The organism is Streptomyces sp. CY-1, assembly GCF_047218265.1.
GTDB lineage: Bacteria > Actinomycetota > Actinomycetes > Streptomycetales > Streptomycetaceae > Streptomyces > Streptomyces niphimycinicus.
Map to the genome: position 1 here is coordinate 8,834,753 of NZ_CP178393.1, position 18,709 is coordinate 8,853,461.

An 18,709-nucleotide genomic window follows, 5' to 3' on the forward strand; every position below is an offset into this window, starting at 1 on the left:
GGGAAACCGTCCTGGCCACGGCGGGGGCACGTTCATCAAGGGACATCAGCAGCAGGGCCTTTCGGCAGTGGCGAAGAAGCTCCGCCAGCGTGCCCGGACCCCGTTGACCGGATGCTGATCCAACCTGACCGGCCGATCAGGAAGGCGGGCCGGCACTGTGCAAGGCTGCGCCACATGCGCATCCTGGTGGTCGAAGACGAGGTGGACCTTGCCCACACCCTGCACACCGGTCTCACTGCCGAGGGCTACAGCGTCGACCTCGCCCATGATGGCCGACACGGACTGTGGATGGCCCGGACCGGCGAATACGCCCTTGTCGTACTGGACTTGATGCTGCCCGGTCTCAACGGCTACAAGGTCTGCGCCCAGTTGCGCCGGGAGGGCAACGCGACCCCCATCCTGGTACTCACCGCCAAGGACGGGGAGTGGGATCAGGCAGAGGCCCTGGACACGGGGGCCGATGACTACCTGGCCAAACCCTTCTCCTACGTCGTGCTCGTCGCCCGGCTGCGGGCCCTGGTCAGACGAGCCGCCACAGTCGCCCCGCCCGTCCTTGCCGTGGGCGACCTCTCGTTGGATGTCGCCGGCCGGGTCTGCCACCGGGCCGGGGCCCGGGTGGAACTCACGCCCAGGGAGTTCGCCGTGCTGGAGCTGCTGGCCCGCCGGGCGGGCCAGGCGGTGTCCAAATCGGATCTGCTCTATCACGCGTGGCCCGACGAAGCCGAGGATCCCAACCTGGTGGAGGCGCGCGTCAGCGCCCTCCGCAAGAAGGTGGACGCCGCGTTCCACCGGCAGTCCCTCCAGACCGTACGGGGCACCGGCTACCGGCTGGTGGACGACCGTGAACGCGACTGAGCCGCGACGCCGCTGGTGGCCGCGTTCGGTACGAGCCCGCGCGGCCCTGGCCGCCGCAACGGCCGCCGCCGTCATCCTGGTCGGCACCGGCTGGTGGGTGCACCAGGAGGTCTACCGCGAGAGCATGACCATCGCCGAAAACCGTGCCGAGCGGAATCTCGCCGCTCTCGTGGATCGGCTGAGGGATGGTTCGGTTCCCGGTCCCGCAAGCGCCGCGCCGTACGAGGTCGTCGCGACCGGCCGGCGCACCGCTGTCGCCTCCGGCGGAGCCATGCAGGACTTCGATCCCCGCGGCCGCCATGTGCTGCCCGCTCCACCCGCGCTCTCCGCCCCGACACCAAAGGATGACAGTGACCTCGGGGGCTATACGAGGTGGCCCCTGCGCATACCGGAGCGCCGCGACTACAACCCCGTGCACGGGTACGACTTGGCCGGCAAGACCTACTTGGTCTTGTACCACGACATCTGGGCCGGTGAGCTGGGAAGCGACAAGGCCGCCGCTCTGGGCGTCACCGCCGACGCCACGCTGCGGGCCTATGTGGTGGTACTTCCGGACACAGCCGAGGCGATCACCAGGACCACCGACGACCTGCTGCTGCGGGCCGGGCTCGTCGGCCTTGTGCTGATCGCCGCCATCGCCTACTTCACCGTCCGCATCGCGCTGCGGCCGGTCGAGGCCATCCGCGTCCTCACCGCCTCGGTCACCGCGAACGACCCCCGCGAACGCGTCACCGTCCCCGCCACGGGACACGAGATCACCGCCCTGGCCACCACCATCAACACCACCCTCCAGCGCCTCGACAACGCCGCCGCCCAGCAACGCCGCTTCGTCGCGGACGCCGCCCACGAACTGCGCAGCCCCCTCACCACACTGCTGGCCAGCCTGGAAGTCGCGCTCGCCTACCCGGAACGCACCGACTGGCCCGCCGCGGCCACCACCGCCGCACGGCAGACCCGCCGCCTCCAGGCCCTCGCCGAAGACCTGCTGCTCCTCGCCCGCCTCGACACCCGCACCCCCACAGCCGGCCCCGAAACCGTCGACCTGACAGCCCTCGCCTCCCGGATGACCGAGCAATACCCCCTCACCGAACGACCGTTGACCCTCACCTGCGACAGCACCGCCCCCGCACACGCCCACGGAAACCTCGGCGAATACGAACGGCTGCTGCGCAATCTCATCGACAACGCGGCCCGCCACGCGGCACACCGCATCCAGATCACCATCCGAAACCAGGACGCCTGGGTCGTCCTCACGGTGCACGACGACGGACCGGGCGTGCCCACCGAGGACGCCGAACGCATCTTCGAACGCTTCGTCCGGCTCGACGACGCCCGCTCCCGCGACCACGGCGGCACCGGCCTGGGCCTCGCCATCGCCCGCGACCTGGCCCACCGCCATCGAGGCACCCTCACCCTCACCCCCCGAACCCTCGGAGCATGCTTCCAGCTACGCCTTCCCCGAGCCCTCGCCCCAGCCGAGAAATGACGCGCCTCACCGCGGTAGCCCTTCGGACCAGACGATCGCCGAAGTCAGCAGTCCGACTGGGACTCCTGGAACTCCACCACGCCCCCGCCGTGTACGTGGGCCCACTCGGTCAACACGGCGATCGGCTTCACCAGCGTCCGGCCGAGGTCGGTCAGCACGTATACGACCTTCCCGTCCCCGGCGTGGCGGTCGACCAGTCCGTACCCCTGCAACCGCCGCAGCGTCTGGGTCAGCACCTTCCGCGAGATCCCGCCGATCAGGTCGACCAGTTCGCCATGCCGGCAGGGTTGCCGGCTCAACGCGAACAGCACGACCACGGCCCACTTGTCGGCGATGATCTCGATCGCCAACCGGGCCGGGCAGTCGGCGAGGAAGTCGCTGCCGGGGTACTCATACACGCCCCGACGATAGCCCGCCACCAGGAACCAGGAGGTACCTGGCGCCTTACTAGCGTCCCCGGCAGGAACTACCGAGGGAAGGAAGCCATGACCCACATCCTCGTCGTCGGCGGCACCGGGGCCATGGGCCGACATGTGATCCAACGGCTGCTCAGCACCACGGACGCTGCCATCACCGTCCCCACCCGCGACCCGGAGTCCGCCCACGCCGTCGAACTCGCCGCTTCCGCGCCCGGCCGCGTGGAACTGGTCCGCTTCGACCCGGCGGCCGTCGACACTCTGGTCGGGAACGCCGATCGCGTGTTCGCCAACACCGACTTCTTCGCGACGGGCAGCGCCGTGGGCGAGTACCGGCAAGGGCTGGATCTGCTGGCCGCCGCGGCGCGAGCGGGCGTGGAGCGGTTCATCTGGTCCTCGTTGGACAGCGCGGTGACCCTGACCGGCAATCCCGTCCCGCACTTCGACAGCAAGGCCGCCGTGGCTGCCCACATCGGCCTGATGCGGTCGGAGGAGATGCTCCGCCAGGAGGCCGATGGCTGGTACACGAACCACGTGTCGGTGCTCACCACGGCGCCGTACTTCGAGAATCTGCGTTACCGCCTCACTCCCCGACCGGATGGTCGGGGTGGCCTGGTCTTCAGGCTCCCCCTCGGCGCTGCCGGCTACCCGCTCATCGCCCTCGACGACATCGGCTGGTTCGTCGGCCACATGTTCGACAACTGGCAGGGCTGGGGCGCCCGCGACCTGGCGGTGATCGGCGACAGCCTCACCGGCGACGAGATCGCCGCCACCTTCGCACAGGTGACAGGCGTCCCCAGCACGTACGTCCCGATGCCGCACGACGACCTGCGCGCTGCCGTCCCTGACTTCGGACACGACTACGTGGCGATGTTCCAGTTCTTCGCCGACCGAGACCTTTACACCCGCGACCGGGACATCACCCTGCTGCGCCGCCTGCACCCCGACTTGATGACCTTCGAGGACTGGCTGCGCCGCACCGGGTGGATGGGAGCCTGACCACCGAGCCTTACGCCGTCAGCTCCCCGCCGCCGCGAACGGGACCTGGGCGGTGGGCTGTTCGGCGGTGGCGGGGGAGTGGAAGGGGTGGGACCACAGGCCCTGCCGCCGCAGCAGGGGCAGGACGCCCTCGCCGAACCAGTACGCCTCCTCCAGATGCGGATAGCCGGACAGGATGAACTCGTCGATCCCGAGGCGGTGGTATTCGGCGATCCGCTCGGCGACCTCGGCGTGGCTGCCCACCAGAGCCGTGCCCGCGCCACCGCGGACCAGGCCCACCCCGGCCCAGAGGTTGGGGTAGATCTCGAGGTTGTCCAGACTGCCGCCGTGCAGGGCGAGCATGCGCTGCTGGCCCTCGGACTCGCTGCGGCCGAGCCCGGCCTGGATGGAGCGCACGGTCTCCGGGTCGAACCCGTCGAGCAGTCGGCCGGCCTCGGCCCATGCCTGCTCGGCGGTGTCGCGGGTGATGACATGCAGCCGGATGCCGAAGCGGATCGTACGGCCCTGTTCGGCGGCGAGGGAGCGGATCCAGGCGATCTTCTTGGCGACCTCGGCGGGGGGTTCGCCCCAGGTGAGGTAGACATCCGAATGGCGGGCGGCGACCTGGCCCGCGGCGGGGGAGGAGCCGCCGAAGTACACCTGCGGGAGCGGATCGGGGAGCCGGGCCAGCTTGGCGCCCTCGACCTGGAGGTGTTCACCGGTGGCATCGACGGTCTTGCCGTCCCACAGGTCGCGGACGATGCCCAGGAACTCGCCGGTGCGGGCGTAGCGGGCGTCCTTGTCGAGGAAGTCGCCGTAGGCGCGCTGCTCATGGCTCTCGCCGCCGGTGACCACGTTGAGCATCAACCGGCCGCCGGTCTGCCGCTGGTAGGTGGAGGCCATCTGGGCGGCGAAGGTGGGCGAGAGGAAGCCGGGCCGGAAGGCCACCAGGAACTTCAGCCGCTCGGTGTGCTGGCTGACCATCGCGGTGGTCAGCCAGGCGTCCTCGCACCAGGCGCCGGTCGGGGTGAGAGCGCCTTCGAAGCCGAGGTGTTCGGCGGCGCGGGCGATCTGGGTGAGATAGCCGACGGACGGCGGGCGGTCCCCTCCGGCCGAGGTGACGGGGGTGCCATGGCCACCGCCGACGACATGGCGGCTGTCGCCGTTGGTGGGCAGGAACCAGTGGAAGGTGAGGGACATGGCGCGACTCCGATCAAGGGTGAGCAGGTGCTACAGGAGGCCGTGGCGGGGTGGCTTCGTGCCGTTCAGCACATAGCGGCCGATGTGCTGGACCTTCCAGCGGGCCGGGTCGTGCAGGGTGTGCGTACGGGCGTCCCGCCAGTGGCGGTGCAGGCCCAGGGCGTCCAGGGCCGAGCGGGTGCCGGACACCTCGAACAGCGAACTGCCGGTCTCCACGGCCGCGTTGGCCGCCGCCACCTTCGCCGCGGCCACCGCGATCGACGCCTCGGCCGCGGTGTCCTCGTCGAGGTGGCCACGGGCGGCGTCCACCGCCCGGGCGGCGGCGGACAGCAGGGCCTCGGCGCCCCGGACCTGGAGGGCCAGCTCACCGAAGCGCTGAATGAGCAGCGGATCCTCGGCGGCGGTCTCGAAGCCGCTCTCGAACCAGGGACGGCTCTTGGTACGGACGAAGGTCACCGCCTCCGCCAGCGCCCCCGAGGCGATCCCCGCGTCGATGGCCGCGTGCAGCAACTGCGCGCTGGCGCCGTGCAGTTGGGGACCGCGAAAGGTGAGATGGTGCGGTACGACCCGGTCTGCCGGGACGGGCACGGCCGCCAGCCGGACGGTGCCGCTCGCGGTCGTCCGCTGGCCCATGCCGTCCCAGTCGTCCACGACGGTCAGACCGGGCGCGTCCCGTGGCACATAGGCCACATGCAGTTCGTCGTCCGCCGCCCGGGCCAGCACCGGGATCCAGTCGGCGAACAGCGCACCGGTGGAGTAGTGCTTGACACCGGTCAGGGTGTACGAGCCGTCGGCGGCCGGGGCGAGGCGGGTGCGGATGTCCTGGAGGTGCCGGGTGCCCGCCTCCGACTGGGCGTTGCCGAACCGCTTCCCCGCCAGCACCTCGCCGAAGAAGAACGCCTGTTGTGCCTTGGTGCCCTGACGGCGCAGCACATTGATATACGAGAAGTGGCTCTGCGGGATCTGGGCGAGGCTGGCGTCGGCGGCGGCGAGCAGCCGGAACACCTCGGCGAGGGTCACGGCCGACACATCCGCGCCGCCGTACTCCGCCGGGACGGTGATCGCCGGCAGCCCGGACGCGGACAGCCGGTCCAGTTCGGCACGTGGCAGCCTGCGCCGTGCGTCGCGCTCGGCGGCGCCGGTACGGAACTCCTCGGCCAGCGCCGCGGCCACCTTCAGCGCCTCGGTGTCATCGGCGATGACATGGGCGGGCTCGGGCAGGGACGACACGGTCAGCTCGCCGCGGCCAGGACGGTGGTGTGGCCGAGCGCCGCCGAGAACTGGTCGACGACCTGCTCCAGCGCCTCGGCGGCCCCGGCCGCCACGCTCACCCCGCCGTCCGGCTCCACCGTGATGTCCTTGTCCAGGGTGAACCAGCCCTGGACGATATGGGCCGCGCCCATGGAGGAGAGCACCGGCCGCAGCGCGTAGTCGATGGCCAGCACATGGGCGGTGGTGCCACCGGTGGCCAGCGGCAGCACGGTCTTGCCCGCGAGCGCGTACTGCGGCAGCAGATCCAGCAGGGACTTCAGCAGCCCGGAGTAGGCGGCCTTGTAGACCGGTGTGCCCACGACGAGCCCGTCCGCCTGCTCGACCAGCGCCTTGGCCCGGACGATGGCCGGATGCGAGAAGTCCGCGCCGAGCAGCGCGGCGGCGGGCAGGGTGCGCACGTCGAGCGGCACCACCTGATGGCCCTGGGCGGTCAGCCGGGCGTCCAGGTGGCGCAGCAGCCGGGCGGTGCGGGAGGTGGCGGAGGGGGAGCCGGAGAGGGACAGGACGGTGGCCATGAGCAACCCTTCGTGATGCGGTCGGGGCGGTGGGATCGGGAGCCGGTGGGATCGGGAGCCGGTGGGATCGGCGGCGGGAACGGCGGCGGGGTCAGGACAGCGCGGGCACCGGCTCCGGCAGCTCCGCCTCCAGCTCGCGGACCAGCGGCAGCACCCGCTTGCCGAAGTACTCGACCTCCTCCAGGTAGTGCAGGAAGCCCAGCAGGAAGAGGTCCACGCCGAGCCGCTTGTAGGCGACGATGCGCTCGGCGATCTGCTCGGGGGTGCCGATCAGCCCCGTACGGAAGCCGTCGTTGTACTGGACCAGGTCCTCGAAGGATGAGTCCTGCCACATGCCCTTGCCGTCGGCGGTGGACCGGCCCGCCTGCTGGACGGCGCCGCGGAAGCCGTCCACGGCCTCGGTGTCGGCCTTGGCGACGATCTCGCGGAGGGTCTTGCGGGCCTCGGCCTCGGTGTCGCGGGCGATGAGGAAGGCGTTGAGGCCGAAACCGGGCGCGGGGCGGCCGACGGTGGCGGCGGCGGCGCGGACGTCGCCGATCTGCTCGGTGACGCCGTCGAAGTCCTTGCCGTTGCTGAAGTACCAGTCCGAGACCCGGCCCGCCATGGCGCGGGCGGCGGTGGAGTTGCCACCCTGGAAGATCTCCGGATGCGGGCGCCCCGGGCTGCTCAGCGGCTTGGGCTTGAGGGAGAAGTCCCGGATCCGGTAGAAGTCCCCGGCCAGTTCGGCGTGGTCCTCGGTCCAGATCGCGCGCAGCGCCCGGATGAACTCCTCGGAGCGGCGGTAGCGCTCGTCATGCTCCAGCCAGGGCTCGCCCAGCGCGGTGAACTCGCCCTTGAACCAGCCGCTGACGACGTTCACCGCGAACCGCCCGTCGGACAGATGATCGGCGGTGGCGCCCAGCTTGGCCAGGACGCCGGGATGCCACAGCCCGGGGTGGACGGCGGCGATGACCTTCAGCCGCTGGGTGGCCAGCAGCAGCGCGAGGCTGAAACTGGTCGACTCATGCTGGTACTCGGCGCCATAGCTGGCCATGTAGCGGACCTGGCTGAGGGCGTAGTCGAAGCCGTTGTTCTCGGCGAGCACGGCCAGATCGCGGTTGTAGTCGTAGCCCCAGTCGGTGCGCTGCTCGATGGTGCTGGTGACCAGTCCGCCGCTGACATTGGGCACCCAATAGGCGAAACGGAGGGGTTCTGCGGGCATGGGGAACTCCCGGTGGAGCGAATACGGGCATGACGAATCGGCGCCCCGGCGTCGAGCGGAATTCATCCGGGGCGGGGCGCGGAAAGACCGGGCAGCGCGAATGAGCGCAAAGGCGGGGCAGCGCGGCCACATTTAACTCGGTGGCGGCGGCTAAAAGCCTTTCCCGATCATGGGAGGCGGCGGGGAGCGAAGCGGAGGCGATCCCTCAGGGCTCGCTCGGACCCGGCGTCAGGTCAAGCCGGACAGCAACAGGACGCGCTGGAGACACGCGCGAGGTCGACATGGCGTCGCCGCGTGAGGTCCTGTCGCTTCATGTCACCGATCCAACCAGGGAGAAGTCCTGCCGGTCAAGAAGGCCCGGGCGCCATTCCATATCCCGGACGCATGGGCCGGGCCGCGGAATTCCGCGGCGCCCGCTTCGAGATTACCCGGGACGCGGGCCGGGGAGTGAGTCGGTATTCATGAGACCGTGATAGGGATCCCCTTGAAGCGGGCGCACCTGGCGGGCAGGGTGCGCCGTGTGCGCATTGAACAGCTCGAATACATCGCCGCGGTCACCCGCCTCGGATCGCTCCGCCGCGCCGCCGAGGAACTGCATCTGTCCCAGCCGGCGCTCAGCGAGACCGTACGCAATCTCGAACGCGAACTCGGTGTGGATCTGCTGGAGCGCAAGCGCTCCGGCGCCACGATCAGCGCGGAGGGGCGGGAGTTGCTGCCGCATATCGCCACCGTCATCGAGGCCGTCGACCGGCTGCGCGGCGCCGCCGGTGACCAGCACCGGGTCAGCCGGATGATCCGGCTGGGCACGGTCAACACCGCGACGGTCCCGCTGCTGATCCCGGCCGTCCGGGAGTTCCGCGCGACCCACCCGGTGACCCAGGTCGAGGTGGTGGGCGCGCAGCAGACCGAGATCCACCGGGCGCTGCTGGAGGGCGGCGTCGACCTGGGCCTGGTCAACTACCTCCGGGGGGACGACGTCCCGCCCGACCTCGAGACCACCGAGCTGCTGCGCGGCCGCCCGGTGGTCTGTCTGCGCCCCGACAGCCCGCTGGCCGCCCGTCCGGCGGTGAGCGCGGCGGACCTGGTGGACGGGCGCGAACCGCTGATCGTGATGCGCTCCGGCTATCTCATGCACCGCTTCATCCACCGGCTGCTGGCCGGGCGCACCCCGTCCTTCTCGTACTCCACCGACGGCGCCGAGATGGGCAAGCTGATGGTGGCCGAGGGGCTCGGCGTCACCGTGCTCCCCGACTTCAGCGTCATCGGCGACCCCCTGGAGCGCGGTGGCACGATCACCCACCGGCCGCTAGCGGACGGCGAGGACACCGAGGTGCTGCTGGTGATCCAGCGCCGCCGCTCGGGCTCCGTCCCGCGCGCCGTACGCGATCTGCACCAGCTCTTCGTACGGCGCGCGGGGACCCCTACAGCTCCCTGAGCGCGGGCAGCAGCCGCTTCTCGGCCCAGTCCAGGAACGGCCGCTGATGGTCACCGCCGATCTGGACGAGGGCGACGTCCGTGAAGCCCGCGTCGACGAAGGGCCGGATCAGCTCCGTGAACTCCTCGACGTCATCGCCGCACGGAATGGACGCGGCCACGTCGTCGGGCCGGACGAACTGGGTGGCGCCCGCGAAGGAGGCGGGCCCCGGCAGCTCCGAGTTGACCTTCCAGCCGCTCCCGAACCAGCGGAACTGGTCATGCGCGCGGGCGATCGCCGCGTCCCGGTCGGGGTCGTAGCAGACCGGGATCTGGCCGATCCGGGGCTTCTCACCACCGCCGTTGCGCTCGAAGTCCCCCACCAGCTCGGACTTGGGCTCCGTGGCGATCAGGATGTCGGCCAGCCGCCCGGCCAGCCGGCACGACTGCGGCCCGGAGACGGCCACGCCGATGGGCGGCGGCTGGTCCGGCAGATCCCACAGCTTCGCCGAGTCGACGTCGTAGTGGGTGCCGTGGTGGGTGACATAGCCACCGCCGAACAGCGCCCGGATGATCTCGATCGCCTCTTCCAGCATCTCGTGGCGCACATCGGCCGACGGCCAGCCCTGCCCGATCACATGCTCGTTCAGGTTCTCACCGGATCCGAGCCCCAGCCGGAACCGCCCCTCGGACAGTAGCTGGAGCGTCGCCGCCTTCTGCGCGACCACCGCCGGGTGATAGCGCACGGTAGGGCAGGTGACATACGTCGTCAGCGGGATCGAGGACGTGGCCTGCGCGGCGGCGCCCAGCACGCTCCAGGCATACGGGGCGTGCCCCTGTGAGTCCAGCCACGGGAAGTAGTGGTCGGAGGTCACCGAGAAGTCGAACCCGACCTGCTCGGCCCGGACCACGTCGCCGACGAGCTGACGTGGTCCGGCCTGCTCGGTCATCATCGTGTATCCCCATCGAACCATGGCTCCCGAGTACCGCCCCCTCCGGCGTCCAAACGAGACGAACGGGCTGGTCACCGTGGGTCGTGGCGGCTCACCTGCGGTAGACGCGGGACGCGGTCACGGCGCGGGCCGGTCGTCGTGCTCCTGGCGGTCGTCGCGCCCCTGCTGGTCGTCGTGCTCCTGGTGGTCCTGCCAGCGGTAGCTCTCGGGGAGCAGCTCGGCGACGGGCACGGCGCGCGGGCGCCCGCCCGCGCCGACGATGACGCGCAGGTCCGGGAAGTAGTCGAGCATCACCTGGCGGCAGCGGCCGCAGGGAGGGATCACCCCGCGGTCGCGGTCGCCCACGGCCACCATGGTCACCAGGTCGTACGCGCCCTGGGCGGCCGCCGCGCCGATGACGACGAGCTCGGCGCAGGGGCCGCCGGTGAAGTGGTAGGCGTTCATCGCGGTGATGATCCGCCCGTCCCGGTCGCGGGCCGCGGCCGCCACGGTGTGGTTGTCGCCGCGGCCGCGCGCGGCCGCCACCTGGGCCGCGGCCCGGATGAGGTCATGGTCGACGGAATGAGGCGTGGTCATGCCTGGAGCTTGGCAGAGATGACCGGGGCCAGGCGGTCGGTGATGGTGCGGTGGCCCTTGTCGTTGGGGTGGACCGAGTCCGAGAGGTCGTCGGAGGCGAGCCAGCCGGTGGTGTCGACGTAGGACGACTTCGCGTCGCCGAAGGCGGTGACGGCGGCCTTGGTCTCGGTGCCGAAGCGGCCGCTGAAGGTGCGCAGGGCGAAGATCCAGGCGTTCGGGTAGGCGGTGCGGACCTTACGGAGCAGGCTGGTGTACGACGTCTGGAACCGCGCCGAGCTCACCCCGCGCCCCACGTCATTGGTGCCCAGGTTGATGACGACGGCGCTCGCCTGGTAGCGGGAGAAGTCCCAGTCGGGCGTGGCGGCGTTGGGGTTCAGCTTGGTGAACTGCTGCTCCAGGCTCATCCGGTCGTCGGCGGTGTCGACGAGCGCGGCGCCGCCCTGGGCGATCTGGGTGTGGTCGGCGCCGAGCCGTTCGCCGATGAGCCAGCCGTAGGCGGTGCGGGCGTTCTGCGAGGTGGTGGTGCCGACGGTGATGGAGTCGCCGACGAATTCGATCAGCTTCTTCGGGGTGGACGGGGTGAAGGTGGTGGCGCCGCTGTCGAGGGTCAGGCCCTGGAAGACCGCGTCCCCGTGATAACTGCCCGCGATCACCTGATAGTTGACCTGAAGGGTGTGGTTTCCGGCGGCGAGCGGGGTGGGGGTGAGGTTCACCGTGCCCTTGGCCTCGTCGTAGAACGTCGCCGGGCCGCCGTCGATGCTGGCCCACAGGTCGATCGCACCCCGCTGCTCGAGCTTGACGGTGCGGCCGGTGAAGCCGGTGCGGAAGTACGCGCCCGCCCAGTAGGGGGTGTAGGCGGTGGTGGAGCTCTTGGTGTCCCAGCGGCCGCTGAACCTGATGTTGGGGTCGCCCGGCCGCCCGGGTGCGGCGGCCTTGAGGGGTGCGGAGCCGAGTTTCGCGGCGATGACCGGGGCCAGACGGTTGGCGAACTTGGTGTGGCCCGCCTCGTTGGGGTGGCCGTTGCCATCCTCGTAGTCCGTGCCGTCGGTGAGCCAGCCGCTGGTGTCGACGTAGTACACCTTCGCGTCCCCCGCGCCGTTGCGCGCGCTCACCGCCGCCCTGGTCTCCGCCGGATAGCGCTTCTTGAGGGTCTGGACGGCGAAGAGGGCCGCGTTCGGGTACTTCGCGCGGATGTCGCGCAGGAGGGCGGTGTACGCCGACTGGAACTCGGTGCCCGTGACGCCGTGCCCGATGTCGTTGGTGCCGAGATTGATGACCACCGCGCTCGCCTGGTAGCGGGAGAAGTCCCAGTTCTGGTCGCCGGTGGAAGCCGTCTTGAAGAACTGGGCGGCGAGGCCCACACAGCCGCCCTTGCCGACCAGGCAGTAGCCCGAGCGGGCGATCTGGGTGTGCCGCATGCCGAGCTGTTCGCCGGTCTTCCAGCCGTACGAGTCCAGCGCGAGCCGGTCCGTGAGGGCACCGGCGGTGATGGAGTCGCCCACGAACTCGATGAGCCCGGACGGGACGCGGGGGGCCACCGTGCCCGCGCCCGAGTCGAGGACCAGGCCCTGGAAGACGGTGTCACCGGAGCGGTAGGAGACGCGGAGGGTGTGGTTGCCCTGAGGGAGTGGCGTCGGGGTGAGGTTCACGGTGCCCCTGACACCCGCGTAGAAGACATCGGTGCCGCCGTCGACGCTGGCGTAGAAGTTCACCGCATCTCGGGCCTTGATCTTCACCGTGGTGCCGGTGAACGCCGTCCGGAGGTAGCCGCCGGTCCAGTTGGGGACGGCGGCGGTGGCGGAGCCGAGGTCCCAGCGGCCGGTGTAGGCGATGTTGGGGTCGGTCACCGAGCCGTTTCCCAGGGCCGCTGCCCGTGCGGTGGTGCCGATGCTCAGCCCCAGCACACAAAGCGACGCGGTCATGACAAGGAGAAGCAGTCTGCGTAAGACGGGCGGAATCGATGGCATGGGGGTCCTCTCGGGGGAGGGTGCGGGAGTGGGCCTGGGAGCGCTCCCAGGCTTGGTCGCCTCACGATGGAAGCGATGAATCGGTTCAACGTCAAGGTGTGCGGCCACGGTTACGATGTGCGCCATGGCGGAAACCGGTGGGGTGCGCGAGGTGAAGTCCGCGGGCCGCACCGTGGAACTGCTGGAGTTGCTTGCCGCGCGCGGCGACCAGCCCGCCCGGCTGCGCGAGCTGGCCGAGGAGCTGGGGGTCCCGCGCAGCAGTATGTACGCCCTGCTCAAGACCCTGATCGACCGCGGCTGGGTGCGTACCGACGTCACCGGCTCGCTGTACGGGATCGGCATCCGCGCGCTGCTCACCGGCACCAGCTATCTGGACAGCGACCCACGGGTGCGGGCGGCGCGGCCGTATCTGGACGAGGCGTCCGACGCGCTGGGCGAGACCATTCATCTCGCCCGGCTGGACGGCGGCGATGTCGTCTATCTGGCCACCCGTGAGTCGCATGAGTACCTCCGCCCGTTCAGCCGGGTCGGGCGGCGGCTTCCGGCCCATGTGGGGGCCCTGGGGAAGGCGCTGCTCGCCGAGCGGATCGACGGCGAACTCCCGCTGAACGGTGAGGAGTTGACGCCGATGACGCCCAACACCCACCGCACCCGCGCCGCGCTCCTCGCCGATCTGGCGCGGGTGCGGGAGCGGGGCCACGCGGTCGACCGGGAGGAGGGGGTCGTGGGCATCGTGGGCTTCGGGTTCGCCCTGCGGTACGACGTCCCGGCGGTGGACGCGATCAGTTGCTCCGTGCCGACGGCCCGGCTGACGGAGGGGCGGGAGGAGCGGATCGTCGGGGTGATGCGGGAGATCCGGGCGAAGATCGAGGCGGTCGTGCCGAGAGGGACCGGCGCGAGTCCGCAGTGGCGCCCGTAGACGGCTCGTTCAGGCCCAGCCCCGGTGGGCTTTCAAGCCCAGCCGCCCCGGTGGGCTTTCAGGCCCAGCCCCGGTGGGCCGCGCGCACTCCGGCCTGGAAACGGCCGGTGGCGGCCAGCCGGAGCTGGAGGTCGCTGACCCGGCGGCGCAGGGTGCGCAGACTCACCCCGAGATGGCGGGCGATGGCCTCGTCCTTCATGCCCGCCGCGAGCAGGCCGACCAGTCGGCGGTCCACCGCGCTCAGCTCCTCGTCACCGTCGTCCGGCGTACCGCTCAGCGGAGTCCCCTGCTGCCAGAAGGTCTCGAAGAGCGTCTGGAGGGCGTCGGTGAGGGCGGAGTGCCGCACGATCACCGCGGAGTAGGCCAGACCGACGTCCGAGCTGGTCAGCGGCAGCATCGCGGTGCGACCGTCGACCACCAGCAGCTTCATGGGGACGGTCGGCAGCACACGGGCCTGTTCGCCGAGCGCGACCATGCCCTCCGCGTAGGCCAGCAGGTCGGGGGATTCCAGCGAGGTGATGGAGTACAGGGTGCGGTAGGCGACCCCACGGCGCAGCACCTCGCTCTGGAGATCCAGTTGCGGGGTGAGCGGGGCGAGGTAGGGCGGGGAGTCGAAGAGGCAGACCTCGTGTTCGGCGCGGGCGTACAGCTCCTCCAGCCGTGCGGCGTTGGCGCTTTCCCCGCAGACCACCTCGATGAGCGAGGAGGGTTCGACGCGCAGCAGCCCGGCGGCGTAGATCTTGGCCATGTCGTCGGCGGTGGCGGCGAGCAGGTCGGATTCGCTCTCGCGCTTGCGGATGAGGGCCCGTACGGCGATACGGGGGTCCACGGGCCGCAGTCCCCCGGTGGAGTCGGGGGCCTGGATCAGGCCGAGGCGGAGCAGTCGGGCGCAGGCGCGGCGGACGCGGGCCGGGGACGCGCCGATCAGCCGTGACCAGACGGCGATGCCCGCCTCGGGCTGGTGGAGGATCGCGTGGTACAGCGCTTCGTCGAAGTCGGAGACCCCTGCCGCGGCCCAGGGGCTCGGGCTCGTGGCAGGGGTCTCGTCGGATGCGGATACGGATGCTCTGCTGTCCACTGGCGGCGGCTCCAGCGCGTCGATGAAACGATTCGATCAACGGCACGCTAGACGTTGTTTGTTACCGCCGAAGGAAGGCTTTCGGCCTACTTCAGGCCATATGCGCGAATGACCGTTTGATCGATTCGATTGCCGTCGGCGTCGGCGGCCTGGACGCGCAGGCTGACGAAGCCGTTGGTGGCGCCGAGCGGGGGATGGCCGACCGTGGCCCGGTAGCCCGTGCCGGAGCGGGTGAGCTCGACCTTCTTCCAGGTCGTGCCGTCGTCGTAGGACACCCATGCCTTCGCGCCGGTGAACTTCGCGTCGGCGCCCTCCTGGTGGCGAGGGGTCACGCCGAAGCCGAACTTCCGCCCCGCCTTGGCCTGGCCGAGCAGGTCCACGCCGAGGTCGTAGTCGATGGAGAGCAGGGGGAGGGCCGTCGCCTGGGCGGTGTGCGCGGAGGCGAAGTCCCATCGCGTGCTGGTCCTGGTCGAGTATGCCGACCAGGCGGCCTTTCGCTGGGCGTCGATCGTCAGCCGGTACGCGGCCTTTCCGGCGGGCACCTGGAAGGTGCCGGAGCCGTACGGGGCCTCGCCGACCGGCTTGCCGTCCGCGTACAGGTTCGTCCGCACCGTGTCGAACCCCTGGGCGACCCCGCCCGAGGAGCCGTAGTGGCCGGGGCCGGAGTCGGCGAACTCCGGGATGGCGAGGGTGAGTTCATCGCCCTCGCGCTCCGAGACACCGAACTCGGCGGCGGTCGTCGGACGGATCACGGGCGCCAGCCAGTTCACCGTCTGCTTGGTCCCGGGCCGATATGTCACCAGTGGCGACCACTGCCGTCCGCCGCCGCTGTCGAAGTCCTGCTTGACGGTGCGCCAGACGCGGGTGTCGGGGTCGGCGGTGTAGTACTCGGTGCGCTCCGTTCCCAGCGGCACGTCGTACGCCGACTCCACCGAGAAGAGCTGGTAGGGGCGGTAGGTGTGGGTGGCCTCGGCGCCGATCCCACCCTTCACCCCGCTGTGGTAGCGGGCCGTGACCTTGGTGGTGTTGCGGCTGTCGACGGGGTACGTGAGGTCCTCGCCGATGGCGCCGGTTTCCGGCAGCAGCACGTCGTACACGAACGGGCTGACCGCGGTGCCGCCGAGTTCGACGGTCACCTTGCCCTTGCCGCCGTCCGCGGTGAGCAGGGAGAGCAGCCGGTCGCCCTCCTCGCCGGGCACGGACATGACGGGGATCGTCGCGCTGTCGACCGCGGTGATCCACTGGCCGGCCGTCGTCCTGCGGTACACGATGGCGTACGCGGCGCCCGCCTTGGTGGCGTTGGCGACGGCGTCCTGCGGCCATCCGTCGGGCGCCAGGCCCATCAGCACGGCCTTGCCCTTCACATCCAGGCCCTCGAAGTCCTCGGGCGTACCGGCCCCGGCCGACACCAGCCGCACCTTGTGCTTACCGTCGATCTTGACGGGCCAGCCGGTGTACGTAGTCGCGTATTCCGGGTTCAGCGTCACCTGCTCGGGGCTGGTGACGCTCGCGGTCAACTGGGTCTTCGCCAGCCGCCATCTGCTGTAGAACTCGAAGAGGCCGCCGGTGACCTTCTCGGTCGGCGCCGCGTAGATGTGCTTCCTCCACTTGCCCATGATGTACGTCAGGCCGAAGGAACTGCCGCCTTCGCGCTCCCGGTGCCAGGAGGTCGTGACGCCCTGGGATTCGACGTCCTTCTCCTTGGTCCGTGGCTTGATCTCGACGGCCTTGCGGGCGTCGAGGGTGAGGGAGGTGTCGCCCGTCAGCTCGATCTGCGGATCGCCCACGACGCTCGTCGCGACCTCGTGCCTGCCGCTGTCGAGCACCGGGATCCAGGTGGCGAGGGAGTACGTGCCGGCCGGGAGCTGGAAGGAGTCGGAGCCGAGCAGGTAGCCGAACTGGTTCTGGCTCGCGTCGCCGAGCTCCTGGAGGGTGTAGAGCCCGCTCGGCGCCTGGTTGCCCTCCCGGTCCAGCAGCTTGACCTTGAGGTCGTAGAGCTTCTCCGCCTTCTCGTAGGCGACGGCCGTGGTCACCTTGACCGCGCCGTCGTCGCCGGTCGCCGTGATGAACCCGGCATGGCGGCCCTTGCCCGCCTTGGCCGGGTCGACGGTGACCGGGACCTTGACCGCGCCGTTCGCGGGCACGGTCACGGTGTCGGAGCCGAGCGAGAGGGAGTCGCCGTCGACCGAGGACGCCAGCTTCAGCGTCACCGGCTTCGCGGTGGCGTTGGTGTATCTGATGATCCTGGGGTCGGGCTTGTCGGCGTCGTACGCGTACTGGCCGTAGCTGAGGGTCGGGGTCCCGAAGACGCCCTGGGTGGCCGCGCGCGGCACGTCGACCCGGCCGTCGCCCTGGGTGAAGGGGCCGTCCGCCGCACTGGTCCTGGCGGTGCTGGCCAGTGCCTCCTTGAGCTGCGAGCCGGTCCAGTCGGGGTGGGCCTGCGCGACGATCGCCGCCGCGCCCGCGACATGCGGGGTGGCCATCGAGGTTCCGCTCGCCGTGGTGTAGAGGTCGTCGACCGGCGTGCCCATGGACGTACCGGCCGCGCGGGCCGCCGTGATGCCCACTCCCGGCGCGGTGATCTCGGGCTTGACCGCGTAGTCGCCGGAGCGCGGCCCACGGCTGGAGAAGGTGGCCCACTTGTCGGACTTGTCGACGGCGCCGACGGTGAGGGCCGAGTCGGCGATGCCGGGAGTCTCCAGGGTCCCTTCGAACGGTCCGGAGTTGCCCGCCGCGATCACGAACAGCGCCCCGGAGGACGCCGACAACTGGTCGACCGCCTCGCTCAGCGGGTCAGAGGGGCCGGACGCCGGTCCGCCGAGCGACATGGAGACGACCTTGGCACCGGAGGCGGCGGCCCACTCCATGCCCTCGATGATCCACGACGAGTAGCCCTCGCCCGCGTCGTTCATCACCTTGCCGACCAGCAGCTTCGCGCCCGGTGCCACGCCCTTGTACTTCCCGGAGGATCCGGCGCCGCTGCCCGCGATGGTGTCGGCCACATGGGTGCCGTGGCCGTGGCCGTCCTTCACGGTCTGGTCCGGGACGAAGCTCTTGGAGTCCTCGACGGCGTCCTTGACGTCCGGATGCGTGGTGTCGATGCCGGTGTCCAGCACGGCGACCTTCACGCCCTTGCCGTCGTATCCGGCCTTCCACATCTCCGGGGCGCCGATCTGCGGGACGCTGACGTCGAGCGACGCCTTGACCTTCCGGTCCAGCCAGAGCTTCCGTAACCCCTTGTCATGGCTGATGCCGGCCCAGAAGCCCGCCGCGTCGGCCTTCCTGGCGCTGAACGCCGCGCCGTCCACGCTGGGCAGGCTGAAGGTCTTGCGCGCGCCCTCGGGGGCCGGGTGCGCGGCCTTGGTGCGATAGGTGGCGATGACCGGGAGCGAGCCGGTCTTCTTGTCGTCGTAGCCCTGTTTGACGAGCTGTGTGATGTTGAACAGGTCCGCGTCGAGCTTGTTCGCGGAGAGCAGCTTCAGCGCGTCGACCGGGACGACGCTGATCTCCTTGTCGCTCTCGTTCGTCACGAAGTCCACGGACTCGCGGCCGTGGCCTCGTTCGACGTCCACGGCGGACCTGCCGTCGGCGCCGGTGGTGACGGTGACCGTGTCACCGGTGATCAGGGTGACCGTGTGCTGTTGCGTACGGACCGGTGCGGCCGGTGTTCCCGTGGCCCCCCGCTGGGACGGCTGCCCGCTCGCCACCGGGGTGGCCAGGCCGCCGAGCACACCGGCGACGCCCACCGCGGCCAAAAGGCGGCGCGATCTTCGCATCGGTTGGCTTCCTCCCTCATCGCATTCCGACCGTTGTGCCGGAAGTGCGATCAGAGTGGTCGCCGTGGGCCGGCGTGCTCAAGGGAATGCCGTGGCCGGGTAGT

At 70.6% G+C, this 18,709-nt stretch carries 15 protein-coding genes; 5 read left to right on the forward strand and 10 right to left on the reverse strand.

What is annotated here, in order from left to right; genetic code table 11:
• Positions 1 to 174 precede the first annotated feature (174 nt).
• Positions 175 to 855 carry a response regulator transcription factor gene (locus ACK1X7_RS37965; RefSeq protein ID WP_390794480.1) on the forward strand — a complete coding sequence of 227 codons (681 nt, stop codon included), beginning with the start codon at positions 175 to 177 and terminating at the stop codon, positions 853 to 855.
• Positions 842 to 2,341 carry a sensor histidine kinase gene (locus ACK1X7_RS37970; protein ID WP_385140568.1) on the forward strand — a complete coding sequence of 500 codons (1,500 nt, stop codon included), beginning with the start codon at positions 842 to 844 and terminating at the stop codon, positions 2,339 to 2,341. The genes ACK1X7_RS37965 and ACK1X7_RS37970 overlap by 14 nt, the downstream gene beginning before the upstream one ends.
• Before the next feature lie 44 nt (positions 2,342 to 2,385).
• Here the strand turns inward: ACK1X7_RS37970 and ACK1X7_RS37975 are convergent, their stop codons facing one another.
• Entirely contained in the window at positions 2,386 to 2,739 is a 354-nt protein-coding gene (locus tag ACK1X7_RS37975) for a winged helix-turn-helix transcriptional regulator (RefSeq protein WP_385140565.1), read from the reverse strand.
• An 87-nt stretch (positions 2,740 to 2,826) separates the two neighbouring features.
• Between ACK1X7_RS37975 and ACK1X7_RS37980 the strand changes: the two genes are divergently transcribed.
• Positions 2,827 to 3,756, forward strand: coding sequence for an NmrA family NAD(P)-binding protein (locus ACK1X7_RS37980; protein WP_413116334.1), 930 nt, complete (start codon positions 2,827 to 2,829; stop codon positions 3,754 to 3,756).
• Between the two features lie 18 nt (positions 3,757 to 3,774).
• Here the strand turns inward: ACK1X7_RS37980 and ACK1X7_RS37985 are convergent, their stop codons facing one another.
• From ACK1X7_RS37985 to sfnG, 4 genes are all read right to left on the reverse strand, one after another.
• Positions 3,775 to 4,935 (reverse strand): LLM class flavin-dependent oxidoreductase, encoded by a 1,161-nt coding sequence (locus tag ACK1X7_RS37985; protein WP_413116335.1) that lies wholly within the window; start codon positions 4,933 to 4,935, stop codon positions 3,775 to 3,777.
• A 30-nt stretch (positions 4,936 to 4,965) separates the two neighbouring features.
• The gene (locus ACK1X7_RS37990) at positions 4,966 to 6,165 is read right to left on the reverse strand and encodes an SfnB family sulfur acquisition oxidoreductase (RefSeq protein WP_385140559.1); all 1,200 of its coding nucleotides are present in this window, start codon (positions 6,163 to 6,165) and stop codon (positions 4,966 to 4,968) included.
• Between the two features lie 2 nt (positions 6,166 to 6,167).
• Positions 6,168 to 6,722: an NADPH-dependent FMN reductase gene (gene ssuE / locus ACK1X7_RS37995; RefSeq protein WP_059144288.1), complete on the reverse strand. Its 555-nt coding sequence runs from the start codon at positions 6,720 to 6,722 to the stop codon at positions 6,168 to 6,170.
• 91 nt (positions 6,723 to 6,813) lie between these two features.
• On the reverse strand, positions 6,814 to 7,923 hold the full coding sequence (gene sfnG, locus ACK1X7_RS38000; protein WP_413116336.1) for a dimethylsulfone monooxygenase SfnG: 1,110 nt from the start codon (positions 7,921 to 7,923) through the stop codon (positions 6,814 to 6,816).
• Positions 7,924 to 8,443: 520 nt separating this feature from the next.
• On the opposite strand from sfnG, the gene ACK1X7_RS38005 reads away from it, so the two are divergent.
• Positions 8,444 to 9,358 carry a LysR family transcriptional regulator gene (locus ACK1X7_RS38005; RefSeq protein WP_385140553.1) on the forward strand — a complete coding sequence of 305 codons (915 nt, stop codon included), beginning with the start codon at positions 8,444 to 8,446 and terminating at the stop codon, positions 9,356 to 9,358.
• Here ACK1X7_RS38005 and ACK1X7_RS38010 read toward each other — a convergent pair.
• The 3 genes from ACK1X7_RS38010 to ACK1X7_RS38020 all read right to left on the reverse strand — a co-directional run bounded on the left by ACK1X7_RS38010 (position 9,345) and on the right by ACK1X7_RS38020 (position 12,787).
• On the reverse strand, positions 9,345 to 10,310 hold the full coding sequence (locus tag ACK1X7_RS38010) for an LLM class F420-dependent oxidoreductase (RefSeq protein WP_385140550.1): 966 nt from the start codon (positions 10,308 to 10,310) through the stop codon (positions 9,345 to 9,347). The genes ACK1X7_RS38005 and ACK1X7_RS38010 overlap by 14 nt on opposite strands.
• A 96-nt stretch (positions 10,311 to 10,406) precedes the next feature.
• Complete coding sequence (locus tag ACK1X7_RS38015) at positions 10,407 to 10,865, reverse strand: cytidine deaminase family protein (protein WP_385140547.1); 459 nt, start codon at positions 10,863 to 10,865, stop codon at positions 10,407 to 10,409.
• On the reverse strand, positions 10,862 to 12,787 hold the full coding sequence (locus ACK1X7_RS38020) for a GDSL-type esterase/lipase family protein (protein WP_413116337.1): 1,926 nt from the start codon (positions 12,785 to 12,787) through the stop codon (positions 10,862 to 10,864). Before ACK1X7_RS38020 ends, ACK1X7_RS38015 begins: the two co-directional genes overlap by 4 nt.
• Before the next feature lie 169 nt (positions 12,788 to 12,956).
• Between ACK1X7_RS38020 and ACK1X7_RS38025 the strand changes: the two genes are divergently transcribed.
• Positions 12,957 to 13,751 carry an IclR family transcriptional regulator gene (locus ACK1X7_RS38025; protein WP_390794477.1) on the forward strand — a complete coding sequence of 265 codons (795 nt, stop codon included), beginning with the start codon at positions 12,957 to 12,959 and terminating at the stop codon, positions 13,749 to 13,751.
• Between the two features lie 58 nt (positions 13,752 to 13,809).
• Here ACK1X7_RS38025 and ACK1X7_RS38030 read toward each other — a convergent pair whose 3' ends face one another.
• Both ACK1X7_RS38030 and ACK1X7_RS38035 read right to left on the reverse strand, forming a co-directional pair.
• On the reverse strand, positions 13,810 to 14,829 hold the full coding sequence (locus tag ACK1X7_RS38030) for a helix-turn-helix transcriptional regulator (RefSeq protein ID WP_385140539.1): 1,020 nt from the start codon (positions 14,827 to 14,829) through the stop codon (positions 13,810 to 13,812).
• 86 nt (positions 14,830 to 14,915) lie between these two features.
• Complete coding sequence (locus tag ACK1X7_RS38035) at positions 14,916 to 18,605, reverse strand: S8 family serine peptidase (protein ID WP_413116338.1); 3,690 nt, start codon at positions 18,603 to 18,605, stop codon at positions 14,916 to 14,918.
• Between the last annotated feature and the right edge of the window lie 104 nt (positions 18,606 to 18,709).